The sequence below is a fragment of the Nocardioides seonyuensis genome, from assembly GCF_004683965.1.
In the GTDB taxonomy this organism is placed as follows: Bacteria; Actinomycetota; Actinomycetes; order Propionibacteriales; family Nocardioidaceae; genus Nocardioides; species Nocardioides seonyuensis.
On the sequence record NZ_CP038436.1, the window covers coordinates 1,012,241 to 1,033,763 of the forward strand.

The 21,523-nt window shown below is 69.5% G+C and carries 19 protein-coding genes; 4 read left to right on the plus strand and 15 right to left on the minus strand.

The genetic code is table 11. The features are described 5' to 3' along the window. Window positions 1-7: 7 nt before the first annotated feature. The 5 genes from ilvA to EXE58_RS05025 are packed head-to-tail and all read right to left on the minus strand — an operon-like array spanning window position 8 to window position 5,030. Entirely contained in the window at window positions 8-1,291 is a 1,284-nt protein-coding gene (ilvA, locus tag EXE58_RS05005; protein ID WP_244242428.1) for a threonine ammonia-lyase IlvA, read from the minus strand. A 17-nt stretch (window positions 1,292-1,308) separates the two neighbouring features. Next, entirely contained in the window at window positions 1,309-2,286 is a 978-nt protein-coding gene (locus tag EXE58_RS05010) for a sulfate/molybdate ABC transporter ATP-binding protein (RefSeq protein ID WP_135266853.1), read from the minus strand. A gap of 11 nt (window positions 2,287-2,297) precedes the next feature. Then, entirely contained in the window at window positions 2,298-3,164 is an 867-nt protein-coding gene (locus EXE58_RS05015; protein ID WP_135266854.1) for a sulfate ABC transporter permease, read from the minus strand. Continuing rightward, on the minus strand, window positions 3,157-4,005 hold the full coding sequence (cysT, locus tag EXE58_RS05020) for a sulfate ABC transporter permease subunit CysT (RefSeq protein WP_135266855.1): 849 nt from the start codon (window positions 4,003-4,005) through the stop codon (window positions 3,157-3,159). Before cysT ends, EXE58_RS05015 begins: the two co-directional genes overlap by 8 nt. Beyond that, window positions 4,002-5,030 carry a sulfate ABC transporter substrate-binding protein gene (locus tag EXE58_RS05025; protein ID WP_135266856.1) on the minus strand — a complete coding sequence of 343 codons (1,029 nt, stop codon included), beginning with the start codon at window positions 5,028-5,030 and terminating at the stop codon, window positions 4,002-4,004. Before EXE58_RS05025 ends, cysT begins: the two co-directional genes overlap by 4 nt. A 227-nt stretch (window positions 5,031-5,257) precedes the next feature. Between EXE58_RS05025 and EXE58_RS05030 the strand changes: the two genes are divergently transcribed. After that, window positions 5,258-7,219 (plus strand): 2-oxoacid:acceptor oxidoreductase subunit alpha, encoded by a 1,962-nt coding sequence (locus EXE58_RS05030; protein ID WP_135266857.1) that lies wholly within the window; start codon window positions 5,258-5,260, stop codon window positions 7,217-7,219. Then, window positions 7,216-8,325: a 2-oxoacid:ferredoxin oxidoreductase subunit beta gene (locus EXE58_RS05035; RefSeq protein ID WP_135266858.1), complete on the plus strand. Its 1,110-nt coding sequence runs from the start codon at window positions 7,216-7,218 to the stop codon at window positions 8,323-8,325. The genes EXE58_RS05030 and EXE58_RS05035 overlap by 4 nt, the downstream gene beginning before the upstream one ends. Window positions 8,326-8,341: 16 nt before the next feature. On the opposite strand, the gene EXE58_RS05040 is transcribed toward EXE58_RS05035, so the two are convergent. Next, window positions 8,342-8,803, minus strand: a complete 462-nt coding sequence (locus EXE58_RS05040; protein WP_135266859.1) for a hypothetical protein — start codon at window positions 8,801-8,803, stop codon at window positions 8,342-8,344. A gap of 104 nt (window positions 8,804-8,907) precedes the next feature. Here EXE58_RS05040 and rarD point away from each other — a divergent pair, with 104 nt between their 5' ends. After that, window positions 8,908-9,837, plus strand: coding sequence for an EamA family transporter RarD (gene rarD / locus EXE58_RS05045; RefSeq protein WP_244242429.1), 930 nt, complete (start codon window positions 8,908-8,910; stop codon window positions 9,835-9,837). A gap of 259 nt (window positions 9,838-10,096) precedes the next feature. Beyond that, window positions 10,097-11,578 carry an HNH endonuclease signature motif containing protein gene (locus EXE58_RS05050; RefSeq protein ID WP_135266860.1) on the plus strand — a complete coding sequence of 494 codons (1,482 nt, stop codon included), beginning with the start codon at window positions 10,097-10,099 and terminating at the stop codon, window positions 11,576-11,578. A 116-nt stretch (window positions 11,579-11,694) separates the two neighbouring features. Here EXE58_RS05050 and EXE58_RS05055 read toward each other — a convergent pair whose 3' ends face one another. Genes EXE58_RS05055 through nuoH form a run of 9 tightly spaced genes read right to left on the minus strand, consistent with a single transcriptional unit; the run spans window position 11,695 to window position 21,523 of the window. Beyond that, window positions 11,695-12,270 carry a histidine phosphatase family protein gene (locus EXE58_RS05055; protein ID WP_135266861.1) on the minus strand — a complete coding sequence of 192 codons (576 nt, stop codon included), beginning with the start codon at window positions 12,268-12,270 and terminating at the stop codon, window positions 11,695-11,697. Window positions 12,271-12,309: 39 nt separating this feature from the next. After that, window positions 12,310-13,317 carry a polyprenyl synthetase family protein gene (locus tag EXE58_RS05060; protein ID WP_135266862.1) on the minus strand — a complete coding sequence of 336 codons (1,008 nt, stop codon included), beginning with the start codon at window positions 13,315-13,317 and terminating at the stop codon, window positions 12,310-12,312. Beyond that, entirely contained in the window at window positions 13,314-14,933 is a 1,620-nt protein-coding gene (gene nuoN / locus EXE58_RS05065; protein ID WP_135266863.1) for an NADH-quinone oxidoreductase subunit NuoN, read from the minus strand. Before nuoN ends, EXE58_RS05060 begins: the two co-directional genes overlap by 4 nt. After that, on the minus strand, window positions 14,930-16,474 hold the full coding sequence (locus EXE58_RS05070; RefSeq protein ID WP_135266864.1) for an NADH-quinone oxidoreductase subunit M: 1,545 nt from the start codon (window positions 16,472-16,474) through the stop codon (window positions 14,930-14,932). The genes nuoN and EXE58_RS05070 overlap by 4 nt, the downstream gene beginning before the upstream one ends. Beyond that, entirely contained in the window at window positions 16,471-18,429 is a 1,959-nt protein-coding gene (gene nuoL / locus EXE58_RS05075) for an NADH-quinone oxidoreductase subunit L (RefSeq protein WP_208544225.1), read from the minus strand. The genes EXE58_RS05070 and nuoL overlap by 4 nt, the downstream gene beginning before the upstream one ends. Window positions 18,430-18,481: 52 nt before the next feature. Continuing rightward, window positions 18,482-18,775, minus strand: coding sequence for an NADH-quinone oxidoreductase subunit NuoK (nuoK, locus tag EXE58_RS05080; protein WP_135266865.1), 294 nt, complete (start codon window positions 18,773-18,775; stop codon window positions 18,482-18,484). Further along, on the minus strand, window positions 18,772-19,572 hold the full coding sequence (locus tag EXE58_RS05085) for an NADH-quinone oxidoreductase subunit J (RefSeq protein ID WP_135269434.1): 801 nt from the start codon (window positions 19,570-19,572) through the stop codon (window positions 18,772-18,774). Before EXE58_RS05085 ends, nuoK begins: the two co-directional genes overlap by 4 nt. 23 nt (window positions 19,573-19,595) lie before the next feature. Then, window positions 19,596-20,150 carry an NADH-quinone oxidoreductase subunit NuoI gene (gene nuoI, locus EXE58_RS05090; RefSeq protein WP_135266866.1) on the minus strand — a complete coding sequence of 185 codons (555 nt, stop codon included), beginning with the start codon at window positions 20,148-20,150 and terminating at the stop codon, window positions 19,596-19,598. Then, window positions 20,147-21,523, minus strand: a complete 1,377-nt coding sequence (nuoH, locus tag EXE58_RS05095) for an NADH-quinone oxidoreductase subunit NuoH (protein WP_244242523.1) — start codon at window positions 21,521-21,523, stop codon at window positions 20,147-20,149. Before nuoH ends, nuoI begins: the two co-directional genes overlap by 4 nt.

Genomic DNA, 21,523 nt, shown 5'->3' on the forward strand with positions numbered 1-21,523 from the left:
CCGGACCTCACACCAAGAAGGTGAACAGCGGCGAGTCAGGCGGGACCCGCTCGATCTTGGGAGGCGCGGCCTCCATGCGCGCCAACAGCGCCGGCAGGTCGGCGGGGTCGCCGAGCTCGATGCCGACCAGGGCGGGCCCGACCTCGCGGTTGGAGCGCTTGACGTACTCGAAGAGGGTGATGTCGTCGTCGGGCCCGAGCACGTCGTCGAGGAAGCGGCGCAGCGCGCCCGGCTCCTGCGGGAACTCCACGAGGAAGTAGTGCTTGCGACCCTCCCAGAGCAGCGCGCGCTCGAGGACGTCGGCGTAGCGCGACACGTCGTTGTTGCCGCCCGAGAGGATGCACAGCACCTCGGCGCCGGGCTCAGGCGTCCACGCGTGGCCGAGGGCGGCAGTCGGCAGTGCCCCGGCAGGCTCGGCGATGATCCCGTCGGACTGGTAGAGCGCCAGCATCTCCTGGCACACGCGCCCCTCGGGCACGGACACGACGGTGAGCGGCGGGCTTCCCGGGACAGCGCCGGCGATGACGTCGTACGGCGTCCGCCCGGCGCGGCGCACGGCAGCACCGTCGACGAAGGTGTCGACCTCGGGAAGGTCGACCGGCCCGCCGGCGGCGAGCGCCGCTGCGAGCGAGGCGGCTCCTCCGGGTTCGACCGCGACGACCTCGACCTGCGGGTGGTGGCCGGCCAGCCAGGCGACCACGCCGGCGAGCAGGCCGCCCCCGCCGACGGGTACGACGACCACGTCGGGCGCGCGACCGAGCTGGGCGAACGCCTCGGCGACCACGGTGCCCTGCCCCGCGACCGTGCGCGGGTCGTCGAAGGCGTGCACGAGCGTCGCGCCGGTGTCGGCCGCATGCCGCACGGCGGCCTCGGACGCGTCGTCGTAGGTGTCCCCCACGATGCGTACGACGACCCGGTCGCCACCCAGCACCGCGATCCGCTCGCGCTTCTGGCGTGGCGTGGTCGCAGGGACGAAGACGGTGCCGTCGACGCCGAGGCTCGCGCAGGCGACCGCGAATCCCTGGGCGTGGTTGCCGGCGCTGGCGCACACCACTCCGCGCGACCGTGCCTCGTCGTCGAGCTGGAGGATGAGGTTGTGGGCGCCGCGCACCTTGTAGGACCTGACCTGCTGCAGGTCCTCGCGCTTGAGCAGCACCTCGCAGCCGTAGGCCGCGGAGAGTCGCTGGTTGCGGTGGAGCGGCGTCGTCTCCACGACTCCCACGAGTCGAGCGGCGGCGTCGTCGACGTCGGCAGCGGTCACGACGGGCTCACCGGCTGGCAGGTCTGGCACCCGTCAAACGATAGGGGTCAGCCGACGAGCTCCATGCGTCGTACCACCTTGGCCCCCGGCGTGGGCGTGAGCCAGACGCGCGCACCCTCGGCGAGTCCCAGCGCCCGGGCGTGGGTGCGGGTCATGACGACGGCGACGTCCTCGCCGGTGACGGTCCGGGCGGTGATCCGCACCTCGAAGCCGACCCGCAGCAACCGGGTGATCGTCGCCTCGACGGCCCCCGCGGTGCTGGACGCCAGGGAGACGTCGACGTCGTGGGGCCGCAGCGTCACGCCCCCGAGGTGGGTGACCTCGCCGAGGAACGACATCACGAAGTCGTTGGCAGGCTCGTCGTAGAGCTGGTCAGGGGTTCCCACCTGCTCGACCCGGCCCTCGTTGATGACCACGATCTCGTCGGCGACCTCGAGGGCCTCCTCCTGGTCGTGGGTCACGAAGACGGTGGTCACGTGCACCTCGTCGTGGAGCCGCCGCAGCCAGTCGCGCAGCTCGCGGCGGACCTTGGCGTCCAGGGCCCCGAACGGCTCGTCGAGCAGCAGGACCGTGGGCTCCACGGCGAGCGCCCGGGCCAGCGCCATCCGCTGGCGCTGGCCGCCGGAGAGCTGGGAGGGGAGCCGGTGGCCGAACTGCGAGAGGTGGACGAGCTCCAGCAGCTCGTCGACGCGACGGGTGACCTCCGCCTTGGGCCGCTTGCGGATCTCGAGGCCGAAGGCGACGTTCTTGGCGACGGTCATGTGCTTGAAGACCGCGTAGTGCTGGAAGACGAAGCCCACGTTGCGCTTCTGCGCGGGGAGGTGGGTGGCGTCGACGCCCTCGATGGTGACCGCCCCGCTGTCGGCCTTCTCGAGGCCCGCGATGATGCGCAGCAGGGTGGACTTCCCACCGCCGCTGGGGCCCAGGAGGGCCGTGAGCTGACCGGTCGGGAGGGAGACGTTGACGTCGTCGAGGGCGACGAAGTCGCCGAAGGACTTGTTCAGGCCGGAGACCTCGATGCTCATGCGTGGACCTTTCAGTGCTGGTTCTTGGGACGGATGATCGCCACGACGACGATGCAGGCGACGGAGACCATCGCCAGGAGGAATGCGGTCGCGTAGGCGCCCTGCTGGTCGAAGTTGAGGTACTTCTCCTCCACCACGAGCGTCGCCGTCCGGGTCTGGCCCAGGACGTTGCCCGAGACCACCTTGACCGCCCCGAACTCACCGAGCGACCGCGCGAGCGTGAGCACGACGCCGTAGATCACCCCCCACTTGATGGACGGCAGGGTGATGCGCCAGAACCGTTGTCCGGCGCTGGCGCCGAGGCTCTCGGCCGCCTGCTCCTGCTCGGTGCCTATCTCCTCCAGCACCGGCACGACCTCGCGGATCATCAGCGGCAGGGCGACGAACGTGGTCGCCATGATGATCCCCGGGGTGGAGAAGATGACCGTGAAGCCCCAGCCCTGGAGCGTCGGGCCGAACCACCCGTTGCGACCGCCGTACACGAGGACGAGCGCGAGCCCGACCACGATGGGCGAGACGGACAGGGGGAGGTCGAGCAGGGCGTTGAGGACCCGCTTCCCCGGGAACTCCTGGCGCACCAGGAGCAGGGAGACCCCGACGCCGAACAGGGTGTTGACCACCACCGACACCACGGCCACGTAGGCGCTCAGCCGGAGGGCGGACACGACGTCGGGGTCGTCGAAGAGCCCCTGCACCGAAGCCAGGCCACCGTCGAAGGTGTTCAGCACCACCAGGGACACCGGCCAGGCGACGAGGAGGAAGAGATAGGTCGTGGCGACGAGTCGCAGGACGTACGCCGTCGCGGTCGGCCGCGGCCGTCGGGTGCGCTCCGGCGCCCGCGCAGGCTCGTCGACCGGGCGGACGAGCGTGTCAGTCACGGGCCGACACCCGCCTCTGGATCACGTCGAGGAGCACGATCACCGCGAGCGAGATCATCAGCAGGATCGTCGCGACCGAGGCGGCGGCCGCGACGTTGTCGTTCTCGATGCTGCTCAGGATCCGCACTGAGGTCACCTCGGTCTTGAAGGGAAGGTTGCCCGAGAGGAGCACCAGCGAGCCGTACTCGCTGACTCCCCGGGCGAAGGAGAGCGCCGCGCCCGCGGCGATGGCGGGAGCGAGGCTGGGCAGGATCACCCGCCGGAAGGTGGTGAGGCGGCTGGCGCCCAGGGACGCCGCTGCCTCCTCGACGTCCTGGTCGAGCTCCTCCAGCACGGGCTGCACCATGCGGACCACGAAGGGCAGCGTCACGAAGAGGAACGCCAGGAACACCGCCGAGCGCTGATTGGCGACGTTGACGCCGAGCGGGCTGTCGTTGCCGTAGAGGGAGAGGAGCACCAGCCCGGCGACGATCGTCGGCAGGGCGAACGGGATGTCGATCATGACCTCCAGCACCGACTTGCCCCAGAAGCGGTCGCGGACGAGCACCCAGGCGATGAGCGGGCCCATCACCACGTTGACGGCGGTGACGCCGAGCGCCGTGTAGACGGTGAGCTTGATGGCTGCGGCGGTCTGCGGATTGGTGATCGTCGACCAGAAGGCTCCCCAGCCGCCCTCGGCGGCGGTGACCACGACGGCGGCGAGCGGGATCAGGACCAGCAGGCTGAACCAGGTCATGGCGATGCCGAGCCCCAGGCCTGAGGACCGGGTCAGGGTCGAGCGCGGGCCCGACCGGCGAGGCGTGCTCGCCGGTCGGGCCTGCGAGATGTCGATCGAGGTCATTCGAGGGAGTGCCCTGCGGCGACGATGGCCTTCATGACGAGGCCGTCCTCCTCGTCGAAGAACTTGTCGGAGACCTCGTCCCAGCCCCCGAAGTCGTTGTCGACCGTGAGCAGGGTGGGCACTGCCGGGAACGGGTCGGACGGGTCCTTGGCGCCCTGGACCGTGCCGCCGTAGTCGACGTCGTCACGAATGGGCCGGAAGCCGGTGAGCGCGAACTGACGCTGCCCCTCATCGCTCAGGACGAAGTCGAGCCAGGCCTGCGAGGGCTCCGAGGCGTCCTCGAGGATGGCGCCCGCGTTCTCGATCTTGAGCGTGGTCTCCGGGATGACGTACTCGAAGCCCTCGCCGTTCTGGGCGGCCAGGATGGCCTCGTTCTCGTAGGCCATCAGCACGTCACCTGTGCCGCCGAGGAAGGCGGTGGTGGCGTCGCGGCCGCTGCCCGGGAGCGAGACGACGTTCTCGAAGAACTTGTCGGTGTAGTCGGTGGCCTCCTCCTCGGTGCCGCCGCCGCTGATCACCTGGCCGTAGGCCGCCAACGCGTTCCAGCGCGCGGCACCTGAGGAGGCGGGGTTCGGGGTCACGATCTCCACCCCCGGCTTGATCAGGTCGTCCCAGGTCTCGATGTTCTTCGGGTTGCCGTCGCGGACACCGAAGACCACCACCGAGGTCGACACGACGCCCTTGTTCTCGCCGGAGTCCCAGTCGTCGGCGACGAGACCGGCGTCCACCAGCCGAGTGACGTCGGTGGGCACCGAGAAGTGGACGTAGTCAGCCTCCAGGCCGGCCTCGACCGCACGGCTCTGGTCGCCCGAGGCGCCGTACGACGTCTCGAACGAGACGCCCTTGCCCTCGTCGGTCTTGTTGAACTCCGCGGCGATGTTCTTGTTGGCGGCCTCGGGCACGGCGAACCCGACGATCTTGATCGTCTCCGCGTCGGTGGAGGAGTCGGCGCCGGCCGAGCAGGCAGCGAGCGCCAGCAGGCCGGTGAGTGAGGCGGCCGTGGCCGCCCGCAGGCGAATCGTCATTGCGGTCTCGCTTTCATCACCCCCCGGGCGGACCGAGGAGGTGTCGGGTTGATCTGAACAATGTCGCGTAACTTACATGACTTTGTAGAGATAGCGCACCATGGTCGGCGTGTCGTGGCTCACGTCGGCCGTCCAGAGGCCGAGGAGCCGCCTCCCCACGACGGGTCCGGGGCTATCGTGGAACCGCTGGGGGACCCACCCATGCGCACGAGAGGAAGCAGGCAGAGGTGTCTCACACGACCGAGACCGGCACCGACCACCCGGTGCCGAGCAAGCAGGTCAAGCAGCTCGACCGGGTGATCATCCGGTTCGCCGGCGACTCCGGCGACGGCATGCAGCTGACCGGCGACCGCTTCACCCAGGAGTCGGCCGTCTTCGGCAACGACCTGGTGACGCTGCCCAACTTCCCCGCAGAGATCCGCGCTCCCCAGGGGACCCTGCCGGGGGTCTCGTCGTTCCAGGTGCACTTCGCCGACCACGACATCCTCACCGCCGGGGACGCCCCCGACGTGCTCGTGGCGATGAACCCCGCCGCCCTGCGCGCCAACCTCGGCGACCTGCCCAAGGGCGCGACGATCATCGTCGACACCCACGACTTCACCACGCGCAACCTCAGCAAGGCGGGCTACACAGCCAACCCGCTCGAGGGCGACGAGCTCGACGAGTACGCCCTCCACCGCGTCGACCTGACCGGGATGACCGTCGAGGCCGTCAAGGAGTTCGGCCTCTCGCGCAAGGACGCCTCGCGGGCGAAGAACATGTTCGCGCTCGGTCTGCTCTCGTGGATGTACGGCCGTCCCACCGAGCCGACGACCGCGTTCCTGGAGAAGCGGTTCGCCAAGGTCCCCGCCATCCGCGACGCCAACATCACGGCCTTCAAGTCCGGCTGGAACTTCGGCGAGACGACCGAGACCTTCATCGTCCGCTACGAGGTCAAGGCGGCGCCCATGGCGTCGGGCACCTACCGCAACATCACCGGCAACCTGGCGCTGGCCTACGGCCTCATCGCCGGCGGCGTGCAGTCGGGCCTGCCGGTGTTCCTCGGCTCCTACCCGATCACCCCGGCCTCCGACATCCTCCACGAGCTCAGCAAGCACAAGTCCTTCGGTGTCACGACGTTCCAGGCCGAGGACGAGATCGCGGGGGTCGGCTCGGCGATCGGCGCCTCCTTCGCCGGCCACCTCGGCGTCACGACCACCTCGGGTCCGGGCATCGCGCTGAAGTCCGAGGCGATCGGTCTGGCCGTCATGACCGAGCTCCCGCTCATCGTCGTCGACGTGCAGCGCGGCGGCCCCTCCACCGGACTGCCCACCAAGACCGAGCAGGCCGACCTGCTGCAGGCGATGTTCGGCCGCAACGGCGAGGCACCCCTGCCGATCATCGCCCCGCAGTCGCCGGGCGACTGCTTCGACGCGGCGGTCGAGGCCACCCGCATCGCGATCACCTACCGCACTCCGGTGATGCTCCTCTCCGACGGTTACCTCGCCAACGGATCGGAGCCCTGGCGGATCCCTGACGTCGCCGACCTGCCGAGCATCGACCCCGACTTCGCCACCGCGCCGAACCACGAGACCACCAACGCCAAGGGCGAGGCCGTGCAGGAGTTCTGGCCCTACACCCGCGACGAGGCGACCCTGGCCCGGGCGTGGGCGATCCCCGGGACTGCCGGGCTCGAGCACCGCATCGGCGGCCTCGAGAAGGCCGACGGTCACGGCAACATCTCCTACGACCCCGCCAACCACGACTTCATGGTCCGCACGCGCGCGGCGAAGGTCGAGCGCATCGCCGACTCCCTGCCGCCTCTGGAGGTCGACGACCCCGGTGGCCAGGCACGCGTGCTGGTGCTCGGATGGGGTTCCACCTACGGCCCCATCGGAGCCGGCGTACGACGCGTGCGCAAGGCGGGCTACCACGTCGCCCAGGCGCACCTGCGCCACCTCAACCCGTTCCCGAAGGACCTCGGTGAGGTCCTCGCCCGCTACGACAGGGTGCTGGTCCCCGAGATGAACCTCGGCCAGCTCTCGATGCTGCTGCGCGCGAAGTTCCTGGTCGACGTCGTCGGCTACAACGAGGTCCGCGGCCTGCCCCTGAAGGCCGCCACCCTCGCCGGGGTCATCGGCGAGCTCGTCGCTGAGGCGGAGGGCATCACCGTCGACCTCAGCGCCAGCACCAAGGAGGACCACCAGTGACGACCAGCGACCTCGGCATCCCCGGTCTGCGTTCCGGCACGGACGGCGTCCCGACGCTGGGCGAGGGCGAGCAGCCGCAGACCGGCAAGGACTTCACCTCCGACCAGGAGGTCCGCTGGTGCCCCGGGTGTGGCGACTACGCCGTGCTGAAGGCCGTGCAGTCCTTCCTGCCCGACCTGGGCCTCAAGCGCGAGAACATCGTCTTCGTCTCGGGTATCGGGTGCTCCTCGAGGTTCCCCTACTACCTCGACACGTTCGGCATGCACTCGATCCACGGCCGCGCCCCCTCCATCGCCACCGGCATCGCGACGGCACGCGAGGACCTGTCGGTGTGGGTGGTAACCGGAGACGGCGATGCGCTCTCCATCGGCGGCAACCACCTCATCCACGCGCTGCGCCGCAACGTCAACATGACGATCCTGCTGTTCAACAACCGGATCTACGGCTTGACCAAGGGCCAGTACTCCCCCACCTCCGAGACCGGCAAGGTCACCAAGTCGACGCCCATGGGGTCACTCGACCACCCGTTCAACCCGGTGTCCCTGGCGCTGGGGGCCGAGGCGTCCTTCGTGGCCCGCACGATCGACTCGGACCGCGCCCACCTGACCTCGGTCCTCTCAGCGGCTGCCGCCCACCGCGGCACCTCGCTCGTGGAGATCTACCAGAACTGCCCGATCTTCAACGACGGCGCCTTCGACGCGATCAAGTCGCCCGACACCAAGGCCGACGCGATCATCCCGCTGGTGCACGGAGCGCAGGTGCGGTTCGGACCGCACGGTGAGGACGGCCGCGGCACCAAGGTCCTGGTCCGCGACCAGGTAACCGGTGGCGTGCGTGCGGCCCTCGCGGCAGACGTTCCCGAGGACCAGGTCCTCGTGCACGACGCCCACAACCCCGACCCGTCGCTGGCGTTCGCGATCTCGCGGCTCACCGACTCCGGCTACCTCAACCAGTCGCCGATCGGGATCTTCCGCCAGGTCGAGCGCCCCACCTACGACGACCAGGCGCGAGCCCAGGTCGCCGAGGCGGCCGAGGGCCTGGACGCCGACCGCGCCACCCGACTGGCAGCGCTGATCGGCGGCGGCGACACCTGGACGGTGGTCTGACCCCGGGAGAACTGGCTCAGCGGAAGGCGGCGGTCCAGCGCTTGCCGATGGTGGTGCCGTAGCCGTCGGACGCCTTGACGTAGACCCGCCACTTCCACCGGCCCTGACGAGGGGCGTAGATCCGGGTCTTGAACTTGCCGCTGTCGTTGGTCCGGAGCTTCTTGACGTTCTTCCACGAGCACTTCTTGCACTTCTTCTTCTGCAGCTTGACCTTGCCGTCCGCGTAGGGGACGTAGGTCTCGAGCCCGGTGAGCGGGTCGATGGCCGGCTGCCCGGTGAGCGGGTCCAGCACGGCCTGGGTGATGACTCCCTTGAGCTTGAAGGCGTTGAAGCCGACACGGTTGTCGTTGGGGTCCTCCTCCTCGATGAGCCGCTTGGGCTCCGAGGCCGCCACTGCGGCGGTCGGCACGGTGGCCGCCACACCGAGGCCGAGGACGGCCACCAGCAGCGCGGACAGGACGTTGCGGAACAACCGCATGAGACTCCCCCTAGAAGACTTCGACAACCCCGGGACCCGACGGGCGGGGCTACGTGCAGAGACCACGTCATAGTAGTTCAACCCCCACACCTATCCTGCTTTTCGTGCCAGCCCGCCCTCCCGTCGTCCTCGCGTCCGGTCGCGGGCTGCTCTACGGAACTCTCGCCTACGGCCTGTGGGGTGCCTTCCCCCTCTACTGGCCCCTGCTGGAGCCGGCCGGCGCGGTCGAGATCCTGGCGCACCGGATCGTCTGGTCGGCGATCACCATGGTCGCGATCGTGGCGCTGTGGCGTCGTACGCCGTCGTTGCGTGCGGTTGTCGCCGACCGGAGGGTGATGTGGCTGCTCGCGCTGGCGGCCGTGGTCATCTCGGTGAACTGGGCGGTCTACATCTGGGGGGTCAACAACGGCCGGGTCGTCGAGGCGTCGCTGGGCTACTTCATCAACCCGCTGGTCACGGTGCTGATGGGAGTGTTCATCCTCGGTGAGCGCCTGCGACGCCTGCAGTGGGTCGCCATGGCGGTCGCCACGCTGGCCGTCGTGGTCCTGACCGTGGACTACGGCCGACCTCCGTGGGTCGCACTCGTGCTCGCCTGCTCCTTCGGCACCTACGGGCTGGCCAAGAAGCAGGCCGGGGTCGGCGCCGTCGAGTCCCTGACCGTGGAGACCCTCATGCTCGCCCCACTGGCGGGCGTCTACCTCGCGTGGCTGGCCGCGACCGGCAGCTCCCACTTCATCAGTGAGGGCCCCGGCCACGCCCTGCTCATCACCACCGCCGGCATCGTCACCGCGATCCCGCTGATGCTCTTCGGGGCAGCTGCCACCAGGGTCCCGATGGTGACGCTCGGGCTCCTCCAGTACCTCGCTCCGATCATCCAGTTCATCCTCGGAGTCGCCCTCTTCCGCGAGGACATGCCTGCCGGACGCTGGATCGGGTTCGCGCTGGTCTGGCTGGCGCTGGTCGTGTTCACCGTCGAGGCCCTCAACCATCGCCGTCGCCAGCTCCGGCTCGTGGCCGAGGCCTCTGCCTGCTGATCGGGCACCGGGTGTGGTCCACCGCTGCGCCCGCCGGTCGAGGAAGGACGGAGTCCTGTCTCGAAACCACGCCCCACCTCGCTGGTTGAGGAAGGACGGAGTCCTGTCTCGAAACCACCCGCGGCCGTCTCGAAGGGTCCTGTCTCGAAACCACGCCCCGCTCGCTGGCTGAGGAAGGACGGAGTCCTGTCTCGAAACCCCTGTGGAATGGCGCTTTCCTCGACCGCCGACTGTCGGTGGTCCCCTGTTGGATTGAGTCATGCCCACCACCACCGCCACCACCATGACGCAGCCGGGTTCGGCCGCTGCATTGCTGGCGGCGGTGAAGGAACGACGAGCGATCGAGAACAGGGCCGCCGCGGATGTCCTGACCCTGGCTGCGGAGTGGGCTGACCTGCACCCACCGGAGTCGATCCACCACGCCGCCGGGTTCTCGATCCCGGGCTGTGAACACGAAGAACCCCTCGCCGGCCCGGGCACACCGCTGGTGGCGGAGTTCTGCTGCGCCGAGCTCGGCGCCGTCCTGGGCGTCTCCACCACCGCGGCGAAGAGACTGATCGGCAACGCCCTCGAACTCAGGCATCGCCTCCCCAGACTCTGGAAGGCCGTCCAGTCCGGACGGGTCCCGGCGTGGCGTGCCCGGCTGGTGGCCGAGGCCACCGCCCACGCCTCCCCCGCCCTGACCCTCGAGGCCGCCGGGTGGATCGACGCCCAGGTCGCCGCCGTGGCCGGCAAGGTCGGCGCCGCGCAGCTCGACCGGCTGGTCACCGAGGCCATCACCCGGTTCCAGCTCGACACCACCGACCCCGACGACGAGAGGTCACCGCGCGAGACCCGGCACGTCACCATCGAGAAGGACATCGTCTCCCGGTGCGGCACCATCTCGGTCAACGCCTCCCTCGACCTGATCGATGCCCTCGACCTCGATCACACCCTCACCCACCACGCCGCCGCGTTGAAGGCGCTCGGGTCCACCGAGTCGTTGGATGCCCGCCGCGCCCTCGCCCTCGGCCACCTCGCCCGCACCCAGACCAGCCTCGACCTCGCCGGCCTCCTCGGCCACGAGTCCTCAGCGGCTGACGACGGCCAGCCACCTTCGGTGGTTGAGGAGGGCCGCCAGGCCCGTCACGAAACCCCGACAACCCCCACCCCGCGGCTCCCCGCGGCCCGTCAGCTCGTCCTCCACATCCACCTCACCGCTGCCGCGGTCGGTGACGGTGGGATCTCCTTCGACCACCTCGGCCGCATGGAGGAAGGTATGCGTCTCCTCCTGCTCGATCAGGTCAAGACCTGGTGCGGTAACTCCCACACCAAGGTGGTCCTCAAGCCAGTCATCGACCTCAACCAGCCGTTGCGAGCCAACGGCTACGCGATCCCCGACCGGATCCGCGAGCACGTCGCCCTGCGGGACCGGACCTGCGTGTTCCCGCATTGCACACGACCCGCGCGGCGCTGCCAGGTCGACCACATCGAGCCCTACGACCACGACGCCCAAGCAGAAGGCAGACCCCAACCCGGGCCAACCGAGACAGCGAACCTCGCCGCGTTGTGCACCTTCCACCACCGACTCAAGACCCACACCGGCTGGCGCTACACCATGGTCGAGCCGGGAATCTTCGAGTGGACCAGCCCTCACGGCCACCGCTACCTCCGCGACCACGACGGCACGACCGCGCTCGCCGAGTCTGGTTTCGAGACAGGACTCCGTCCTTCCTCAACCACCGACGACCTACGACATTGACCCCGCCCCACACCCCGCCGACGATCCTGCGGCGGGGATACAGGCATGTCGGGACCCTGGCTCCCGGCCGCCGGCGCACGTCCCCGCTTTGCCGAGGACGTGCGACTACACCGACGTCAGCCCTCGGGTAGCGCGCGCCATGAGTCATTCGTCGACCAGGTCGTGGGGTCGAACGCGAACCAGGAGCCCTGTCTCGGCTGGTCTAGCTCACGGCTGATCGGGAGGTCCGTCAGATCGCCGAGCAACAGGCCTCCGACCGCTCCGTGCCCGACGAAGACGATGCGCCGACCCGGCGCCGCGGCGGAGACACGGCGGACTGCGGCGACGATCCGCCTTTGCGCTGATGCCGCCGTTTCCCAGCCGCGCACCGCCTCATCGGGCCGAGCGAAGAAGCGGTCAGCGGTCCGTTCGAACTCCTCCGGCGGCAGGAAGCCAGTCGCGGAGCGGTCGTTCTCCCCGAGCTCAGGGTCGTTCGCGACGGGGAGCCCGAGGGCCTCGCCCAGGATCTCGGCCGTCTCCACAGCCTTCTGCTCCTCGCTCGACACAATGAGCTCCCAGCCCTGGCCCACCAGCACGCGCGCAAACGTGTGCGCTCGCGCCCGTCCGACGTCCGAAAGGCTCCATCGCGTGACGGGTGTGGACGGATCAACCACGACTTCAGGATGGGTCAGGAAGAGGCACCGAGCCGTCATGGGAGCAATCCTGCCCGGGAAGGTGCCCGAGGGACGGGGCTAGGCCGTGCGACTCGCGACGACGTCGGCGAACGACTCCAGGGCGGTGCGCACGGACCCGGGGTCGAGCACCGAGAGGAGGGCCTTCGCCTCCTCAGCGCGGGCCACCACGAAGGCGCGGGCCTCTTGCATGGCCGAGTGCTTGCGGAGCAGGTCGAGGGCCTCGGCGTGCAACGCGTCGTCGGTGAGGTCGGCGGAGAGCAGCTCCAGGAGCCGCGCATCCGCAGGATCGGTGGACGCCTTGGCCATCAGGATCGGCAGCGTGGGAACGCCCTCACGAAGGTCGGTGCCTGGCGTCTTGCCCGACTCGCCCGACTCGGACGCGATGTCGAGGATGTCATCGGAGAGCTGGAAGGCCGAGCCGACGATCTCGCCGTACTGGCTCAGCGCCTCGACCACCTCGGCGGACGCGCCGCCGAACATGGCGCCGTAGCGGGCCGACGTCGCGATCAGCGAGCCCGTCTTGCCGGCGACGACCTCGAGGTAGTGGGCCAGCGGGTCCTCACCGGGACCGGGCTCGACGGTCTCGAGGATCTGCCCCTCGACCAGGCGCGTGAAGGTCCTGGCCTGGATGCGTACGGCGTCCGGCCCGAGGTCGGCGGTCAGCTCGGAGGACTTCCCGAAGAGGAAGTCACCGGTGAGGATCGCGACGTGGTTGTCCCAGCGAGCGTTGGCGGTGTCGGCGCCGCGGCGCAGGGCCGCCTCGTCCATGACGTCGTCGTGGTAGAGGGAGGCCACGTGGGTGAGCTCGACGACGCACGCCGCGGTGAGGACCTCCGGTGCGTCCGGCTTCGGGCCGGTCTCGGCAGCCAGCAGCACCAGCAACGGGCGGAAGCGCTTGCCGCCCGCGGCCATCAAGTGCGCGGCCGCGGTGGAGACGTAGTCGGTGCGGCCGCGGCAGTGACCGATGAGCTGCTCCTCGACCGCGGCGAGACGCCGGGCGAGGCGCCTCTCCAGCTCCTCGTCGACGACGGGGAGAGCCAGGTCCGGGGCCGGGGGGACGGTCACCTGATGAATTCTCCCGCAAGTCCGGCCAGGTCGAGCATCGGGCCTGGCAGGACGCCGAGGACCAGGGTCACCGCGGCACCGATCGCGATCGTCGTGGCCGTCAGGACGGAGGGGTAGACCACCGTGGGCCCCTGACCGACGGGCTCGTCGAAGTACATGGCCTTGATCACCCGGACGTAGAGGTAGGCCGCAAGGGCACTCGCCAGCACGGCCGCGACGACCACGGGCCACGCTCCGGCCGCCAGGGCGACGGAGAAGACGGCCAGCTTGCCGACGAAGCCGGAGGTCAGCGGGATGCCTGCCATGGCGAGCAGGAAGAAGGCGAAGACACCGGCCACGACCGGCGACTCCTTGCCGAGGCCGGACCAGCGCTCGATGGCCGTCGCCTCGCCGCCGGAGTCGCGCACCAGGCTGACGACCGCGAAGGCGCCGAGGGTCGCGAACCCGTAGGTGACGAGGTAGAAGAGCACCGCCTGCAGCGAGCTGATCTCGCCCACAGCAAGGTCGCTGGTCGCCTGCACGCCGAGCACCCCGGTGAGGATGAACCCGGTGTGGGCCACCGACGAGTAGGCCAGCAGCCGCTTGATGTCGCTCTGGGTGATCGCCAGCGCCGCTCCGACGAACATCGAGAGGATCGCGATGATCCACAGCATGGGCTGCCACGAGGCACGGTCGGCGCCGAGGGCGACGTAGAAGAGACGCATGATCGCGCCGAAGGCGGCGACCTTGGTGCCGGCTGCCATGAAGGCCGTGACCGGCGTGGGCGCTCCCTGGTAGACGTCGGGGGTCCAGGCCTGGAACGGCACCGCCCCGACCTTGAAGAGCAGCCCGACGGAGAGGAAGCCGGTGCCGATGAGCAGCATGGCCGAGCTGCCGACGTCGTTGCGCACGGCCTCGTTGATGTCGGCGAAGTACATCGAACCGGAGAAGCCGTAGATCAGGGCCGCGCCGTAGAGGAAGAAGGCCGAGGAGAACGACCCCAGCAGGAAGTACTTCAGGGCCGCTTCCTGGCTCAGGAGGCGACGACGCCGGGCCAGCGCACTCAGCAGGTAGAGAGGCAGGGAGAGGATCTCCAGGCCCACGAACATCGTGAGCAGGTCGTTGGCCGCGGGGAAGATCATCATCCCGAAGACCGCGAACATGAAGAGCGGGTAGACCTCGGTGTGCTCGCGGTTGGCGGCGTAGGCCTCGCGCTCGGCGTCGGTCCCGGGCAGGGCCGCCGCCTGGCCTGCGAAGGCGCTCACGCCACCGTCGAGGTGGCGCTCGGCGAAGAGCAGCGTGCCCACGAGCGCGAGCAGCAGGACCAGGCCCCAGATGAAGAGCGTGGGGCCGTCGACCGCGATGGTCCCGCCCATGGCGAGAAGGCCGTAGGCGGCACCGTCGGCGTGGGCCAGGCCCTCCTCCGCCGCGTCGTCGGCGCCGTAGCGAGCGGCGACCGCGACGACACCGACGAGAGCGGCACCGAGGCCGACCATGGTCAGCAGCACCTGCGAGAGGTAGCGCCAGGCGCGCGGCACGAAGGCCTCGACGACCACCCCGAGGCACGCGACCGCGAACACCGCCAGCAGCGGCCACAGCTCGAAGTAGTCGACGCTGGGCTTGACGAAGTCGGTCACTGGTGACCCCCCTCAGTGGTCGTGTGGGGCGTGGTCCCTTCCACCGTCGGCGCCGGGTCGGTCACGCCGACCTGCGCCAGGGTGTCGTGGACGTACGGGTTGATCGTGTCGAGCAACGGCATCGGGTAGAAGCCGAAGAGCAGCAGGCCGAGCACCAGCGGGGCCAGTACCCCGACCTCGCGGCGGTCGAGGTCGGGCACAGGTGTCGCATCGACGCCGCCCTCCCCGGTCATCGTGCGTTGGTACATCCAGAGGGCGTAGACCGCTGCCAGCACGATGGCGAGCACGGCGACGGCGCCGACGAGCCAGTGGTGCTGGAAGGCCGCGATGATCACCATCAGCTCGGACACGAACGGCGCGAGGCCCGGCAGCCCTGCCGCCGCGAGGCCACCGACCAGGAAGAGACCGGCCAGCACCGGCGCGGTCCGCTCGACACCGCCCATCTGACGGATCGAGGCAGTGCCGGTGCGGCGGATGAGGAAGCCCGCCACCAGGAACATCAGCGCCGTCGCGATGCCGTGGTTGACCATGTAGAGGATCGCGCCAGCGCCTCCGGTGCTGCTGAAGACGAAGATGCCGAGCACGATGAAGCCGAAGTGGGACAGCGACGTCAGACCGATCAGCCTGAGCACGTCGTCCTGGCCGATGGCCACGAGCGCGCCGTAGATGATCGAGATGAGGGCGAGCACCACGACCACGGGCGTGGCCCACTGCGACGCCTCCGGCAGCAGCCCCAGGCAGAAGCGCAGCATGCCGAAGGTGCCGATCTTGTCCAGGATGCACACCAGCAGCACCGAGGTGCCGGTGGTGGCCTTCTCGGTCGTGTCGGCCAGCCAGGTGTGCAGGGGGAACATCGGCGCCTTGGCGGCGAACGCGATGAAGAAGCCCACGAAGAGCCACCGCTGGGTGGTCTCGTCGATGTCGAGTGCCGCCAGGTCGGACAGCAGGAAGCTCGGGGTGCCGTTGTCGGCCGAGACGACGTAGAGCCCGATCACCGACGCGAGCATCACCAGTCCACCGGCGAGCTGGTAGATCAGGAACTTCGTCGCCGCACGGCCACGTCCCGCGCGACCGAAGCCGCCGATGAGGAAGTAGGCGGGGATCAGCGTCGCCTCGAAGACGACGTAGAACAAGAAGACGTCGGTCGCCGTGAACACCGCGAGCGAGAGGGCCTCGAGCGCCAGGGTCCAGGCCACGAAGGCGCTGCTGCCGCCGTTGCCCTCGTCGTCTGCCTCACGCCAGGAGGCCACCAGGACGATGGGGACGAGCAGAGCGGTCAGCAGCACCATGAGCAGGCCCAGGCCGTCGACGCCGAGCGCGTAGTGGACGCCCAGTGCCTCGATCCAGGTGTGCGTCTCGGTGAGCTGCATCCCGCCACCGACGTCGTACGACGTCAGCGCGGTGACCGCGGCGAGCACCAGGGTCGCTCCGGCGAACGCGATGCCGACCAGGCGTGCCGTGGCTCCCGGGAGGAAGGCCGTCGCGACAGCACCCAGAAGGGGCAGCGCGATCAGGATCGAGAGGATGGGGAGCTCGTTCATCCGAGGTTCACCGCCAGGAGGGCCAGGACGACCACGAGGGCGCCGCCGAGAATGGACAGGGCGTAGGAGCGGACGAACCCGTTCTGGGCCTTGCGCATCGTCTGCGACAAGCCACCGGCTGCGGCAGCGCTGCCCTCGACGACTCCGTCGACGCCGCGGCGGTCGAACGTCGCCAGGCCGCGCGTGAGCGCCCCGGTCGGTCGGACCACCACCGCATCGTTGACGGCGTCACCGTAGAGGTCGGCCCGAGCGGCCCGGGTGGCCCAGGAGACGTCGCGAGGGGCGACGCGAGGCACGTCGCGCTTGCCGACCAGGAACCAGGCGGCAGCCACGCCGAGCGCGACGACGGCCACGATGATCATGGTGATGACGATCGCCGGCAGCGGCGGCTCGTGGTGCTCGGCGTGCCCGGTCACCGGAGTGAGCCAGTCGACGATCCAGTTGCCGAGCAGCAGCACCCCGCCCAGCACCGAGAGGGCGGCCAGCGCGACCAGCGGGCCGGTCATCACCGACGGCGACTCGTGCGGGTGGGCGTCGTCGGCCCAGCGCACGCCCGTGCCGTTGGCGCGGGTGGGGCCGAAGAAGGTCATCAGCATCAGGCGCGTCATGTAGTAGCCGGTGATGCCGGCACCCAGCAGCGCGAGCAGCCCCACGAAGAGGTTCTCGGCGAGCGCGCTCTCGATGATCTTGTCCTTGGACCAGAACCCGGAGAAGAGCGGGAACCCGATGATCGCCAGGTAGCCCATCGCGAAGGTGATGAAGGTGATCGGCATGACCTTGGCGAGTGCGCCGTAGCGGCGCATGTCGACCTCGTCGTTCATCCCGTGCATGACCGAGCCAGCGCCCAGGAACATGTTGGCCTTGAAGAAGCCGTGGGTCAGCAGGTGGAAGATCGCGAACGGGTAGCCGACGGGCCCGAGACCGGCCGCGAGCATCATGTAGCCGATCTGGCTCATCGTCGACCCGGCCAGCACGCGCTTGATGTCGTCCTTCGCACAACCGATGACCGCACCGAAGAGGAGCGTGACGACGGCGACCACGACGACGGCCGTCTGCGCCACCTCGGAGTACTCGAAGACGAAGTTGGAGCGGACGACCAGGTAGACACCGGCGGTGACCATGGTGGCGGCATGGATCAGCGCCGAGACGGGCGTGGGGCCCTCCATCGCGTCGAGCAGCCAGCCCTGGAGCGGGACCTGCGCCGACTTGGCGCACGCGGCGAGCAGCAGCAGGAGCCCGATCGCGGTCATCGTGCCCGACGTGGCCTCCGACGTCATCTCGCTGACGCGGCCGAAGTCGGTGGTGCCGAAGGTCGCCATCAGCAGCGCGATGCCGAGTGAGAGCCCGATGTCACCGACGCGGTTCATCACGAAGGCCTTCTTGGCGGCGGCTGCAGCCGTGGGCTTGTGCTGCCAGAAGCCGATGAGGAGGTAGGACGCCAGGCCGACACCCTCCCACCCGAGGAACAGCACGACGAAGTTGCCCGCCAGGACGACGGTCAGCATCGCGGCGACGAAGAGGTTGAGGTAGCCGAAGAACCGGCGGCGGCGCGCGTCGTGCTCCATGTAGCCGATGGAGTAGACGTGGATCAGCGTGCCCACGCCGGTGATCAGCAGCAGGAACAGCGCGGAGAGCTGGTCGTAGAGGAGGTCCATCCCGACCTCGAGGGAACCGCTCTCGAACCAGGTGAAGAGGTGCTGGCCGATCTGGCGCTCCTCCTCGCCGCGGCCGAGGAGCGCGATGAAGAGGACGAGGCTCAGGACGAAGGAGGCCGCGGCGGCGGCGGTACCGATCCAGTGCCCCCACTTGTCCATCGCGCCGCGCGCGAGAGGCCCGCCGACCAGCAGGACGATCGCGCCGAGCGCCGGCAGGGCGACGACCAGCCACAGCAGGTCGAACACGCCGCCCGCACCGGTGTCGGGCGACACCAACGGGACCGATGAGCCCTCGCTCATCGACAGCCCCACGAACGGCATGGGGGACACAAGTGAAGTCACGACAGCTCCCTCAGTACTTCAGCAGGCTGGCGTCGTCGACCGAGGCCGAGCGTCGCGTGCGGAAGATGGTCATGATGATCGCCAGGCCGATGACGACCTCGGCTGCGGCCACCACCATCACGAAGAAGGCCGCGACCTGGCCGTCGAGGTTCCCGTGCTGGTGGGCGAACGCGACGAAGGCGAGGTTGCAGGCGTTGAGCATCAGCTCGACGCACATGAAGACCACGAGCGCGTTGCGACGCGTGAGCACGCCGACGCACCCGATGGTGAACAGGATCGCCGAGAGGACGACGTACTCGGTCACTTGTCCTCCTCCGTGTTGGCCGGGGTGCCCGACTTGCCCGAGGTCTCCGGCATCTCGCTGGGATCGCTGTGCTGGTCGAGCCCGGCGAGCTGTCGGCGCACCTCCTCGATGTCCTCGGCCATGGCCGGGGCGGACCGCACCGTGCCACGAGCGGCGAGCACGCGGGAGACCGACGCCTCCGACGGCGAGCCGTCAGGGAGCAGGGCAGGCGTGTCGACCGCGTTGTGGCGGGCGTAGACGCCCGGGGCAGGGAGCGGACCGGGGTGCTTGCCGTGCTCGGCGTAGTCGCGCATGCGCCGCGCGGCCTGGGCACGCTGGCCCGCGCGCGGCGTGAGCCTCTCGCGGTGGGCCAGGACCATCGCACCCATCGCGGCGGTGATGAGCAGGGCGCTGGTCGCCTCGAAGGCGAAGACGTAGCGCGAGAAGAGGATGTTCGCGAGTGCCGGGACGTTGCCCCCGGCGTTGGCCTCGCCCAGCCCCTGGACGGCACCGAGGGTGACCTGGCCGAGCGCCAGGACGAGCACGATGCCCAGCGCCACGCCGAGCAGGACGGCCAGGACGCGCTGGCCCCGGATCGTCTCCACGAGCGAGTCGGAGGCATCGACGCCGATGAGCATCATGACGAAGAGGAAGAGCATCAAGATCGCGCCGGTGTAGACGATGATCTGCACGGCGAAGAGGAACGGCCCGCCGAGTGCGAGGTAGAGCACCGCCAGCCCCATCATCACCACGGCCAGCAGGAGGGCCGCGTGGACGGCCTTGCGGACGAAGAGGATGCCCAGGGCGGCGGCGACCATCAGGGGCGCGAGGATCCAGAAGGTCACCGGGCCCCTCCCTCGGTGGGAGCGGGTGCGCTGTAGGTGCCGCGGTAGTAGTCCTTCTCGTCGTCACCCAGTCGCATGGGGTGCGGCGGCTGCTCCATGCCCGGAAGGAGCGGGGCGAGCAGGTCGGACTTCTCGTAGATGAGATCGGCACGACTGGTGTCGGCCAGCTCGTACTCGTTGGTCATCGTGAGGGCGCGCGTGGGACAGGCCTCGATGCACAGGCCGCACAGGATGCAGCGCAGGTAGTTGATCTGGTAGACGCGGCCGTAGCGCTCCCCAGGGCTGAACCGCTCGTCCTCGCTGTTGTCAGCACCCTCGACGTAGATCGCGTCCGCAGGGCACGCCCAGGCGCACAGCTCGCAGCCGATGCACTTCTCCAGGCCGTCGGGCCAGCGGTTGAGCTGGTGTCGTCCGTGGAAGCGCGGCGCGGTCGGCAGCTTCTCGAAGGGGTACTGCTCGGTGACGACCTTCCGGAACATCGTGCGGAAGGTGACGCCGAACCCCGCGACGGGGTCCCAGAACTGCTCCTTGAAGCCCTTGGACTCGCTCATCGGTCTTCATCCCCCTCGGTGGCGGTCGGATCGGTGGCGGTCGGATCGGTGGTGGCCGAGCCGGTGACGGTGCGGCTGGCGGCGAAGGTGACCGGGGCAGCCGCGCCCCGGACCGCACCGCCGGCAGGCATCGGCGGAACCGGGAAGCCGCCCGCGAAGGCGTCGTGGGGCTCCTCGGACGCCTCGGGCTGCGACGTGTCGTCGTCCTCGCCGTCGCCCATGAACATCAGCCCGATGGCCAGCACCAGCGCCACCGCGAAGGCTGCGACGAGGTAGGTCCGGTCGATGCCGCCGTCGAGCGAGAGCACCCGGATGGTCGCGACCGCGATGATCCACAGCAGGGACAGCGGGATCAGGACCTTCCACCCCAGCGCCATGAACTGGTCGTAGCGCAGGCGGGGCAGCGAGCCGCGCAGCCAGATGAACATGAAGATGAAGAGGAAGACCTTGCCGAAGAACCACAGCAGCGGCCAGTAGCCCTCGTTGGCGCCGGGCCAGATGTGCTCGATGCCCCACGGTGCGGCCCAGCCGCCGAGGAACAGCGTCGTGGCGATGGCCGACACGGTGGCCATGTTGATGTACTCGGCGAGGAAGAACAGCGCGAACTTCAGGCTGGAGTACTCGGTGTGGAAGCCGCCGACCAGCTCACCCTCTGCCTCGGGGAGGTCGAAGGGGGCGCGGTTGGTCTCCCCCACCATCGAGATCATGTAGATGATGAACGAGGGTGCCAGGATCAGGCCGAACCAGAGCTCGTCCTGCGCGGCGACGATCTCGGAGGTCGACATCGAGCCGGCGTAGAGGAACACCGCGACCAGCGCCAGACCCATGGCGACCTCGTAGGAGATCATCTGGGCGCTCGAGCGGAGCCCGCCGAGCAGGGAGTAGGTCGAGCCGGAGGACCAGCCTCCCAGGACGATGCCGTAGATCCCGATCGAGGCGATCGCCAGCAGGAAGAGCACGGCGACCGGCATGTCGGTGAGCTGCAGGGGGGTCCGCTCGCCGAAGAAGCTGACCTCGGGGCCGAACGGGATCACCGCCCAGGTCACGAACGCCGGCACGACGGCCAGTACGGGCGCGAGCAGGAAGACCACCTTGTCGGCGGCCTTGGGGATGATGTCCTCCTTCAGCGCCAGCTTCACGCCGTCGGCCAGCGACTGCAGCAGGCCGAAGGGGCCGTTGACGTTGGGCCCGATGCGGTGCTGCATCCGGGCCACCACGCGTCGCTCCAGCCAGATGTTGAAGAGCGTGAGGAGCACGAGCACCACGAAGATCAGCAGCGCCTTGACCAGGATGACCCACCAAGGGTCCTTGCCGAAGGCAGCGAGACCGCCGTCGGGGATCGCCACCAGGGGCAGCGCGTCGATGAGCGACAG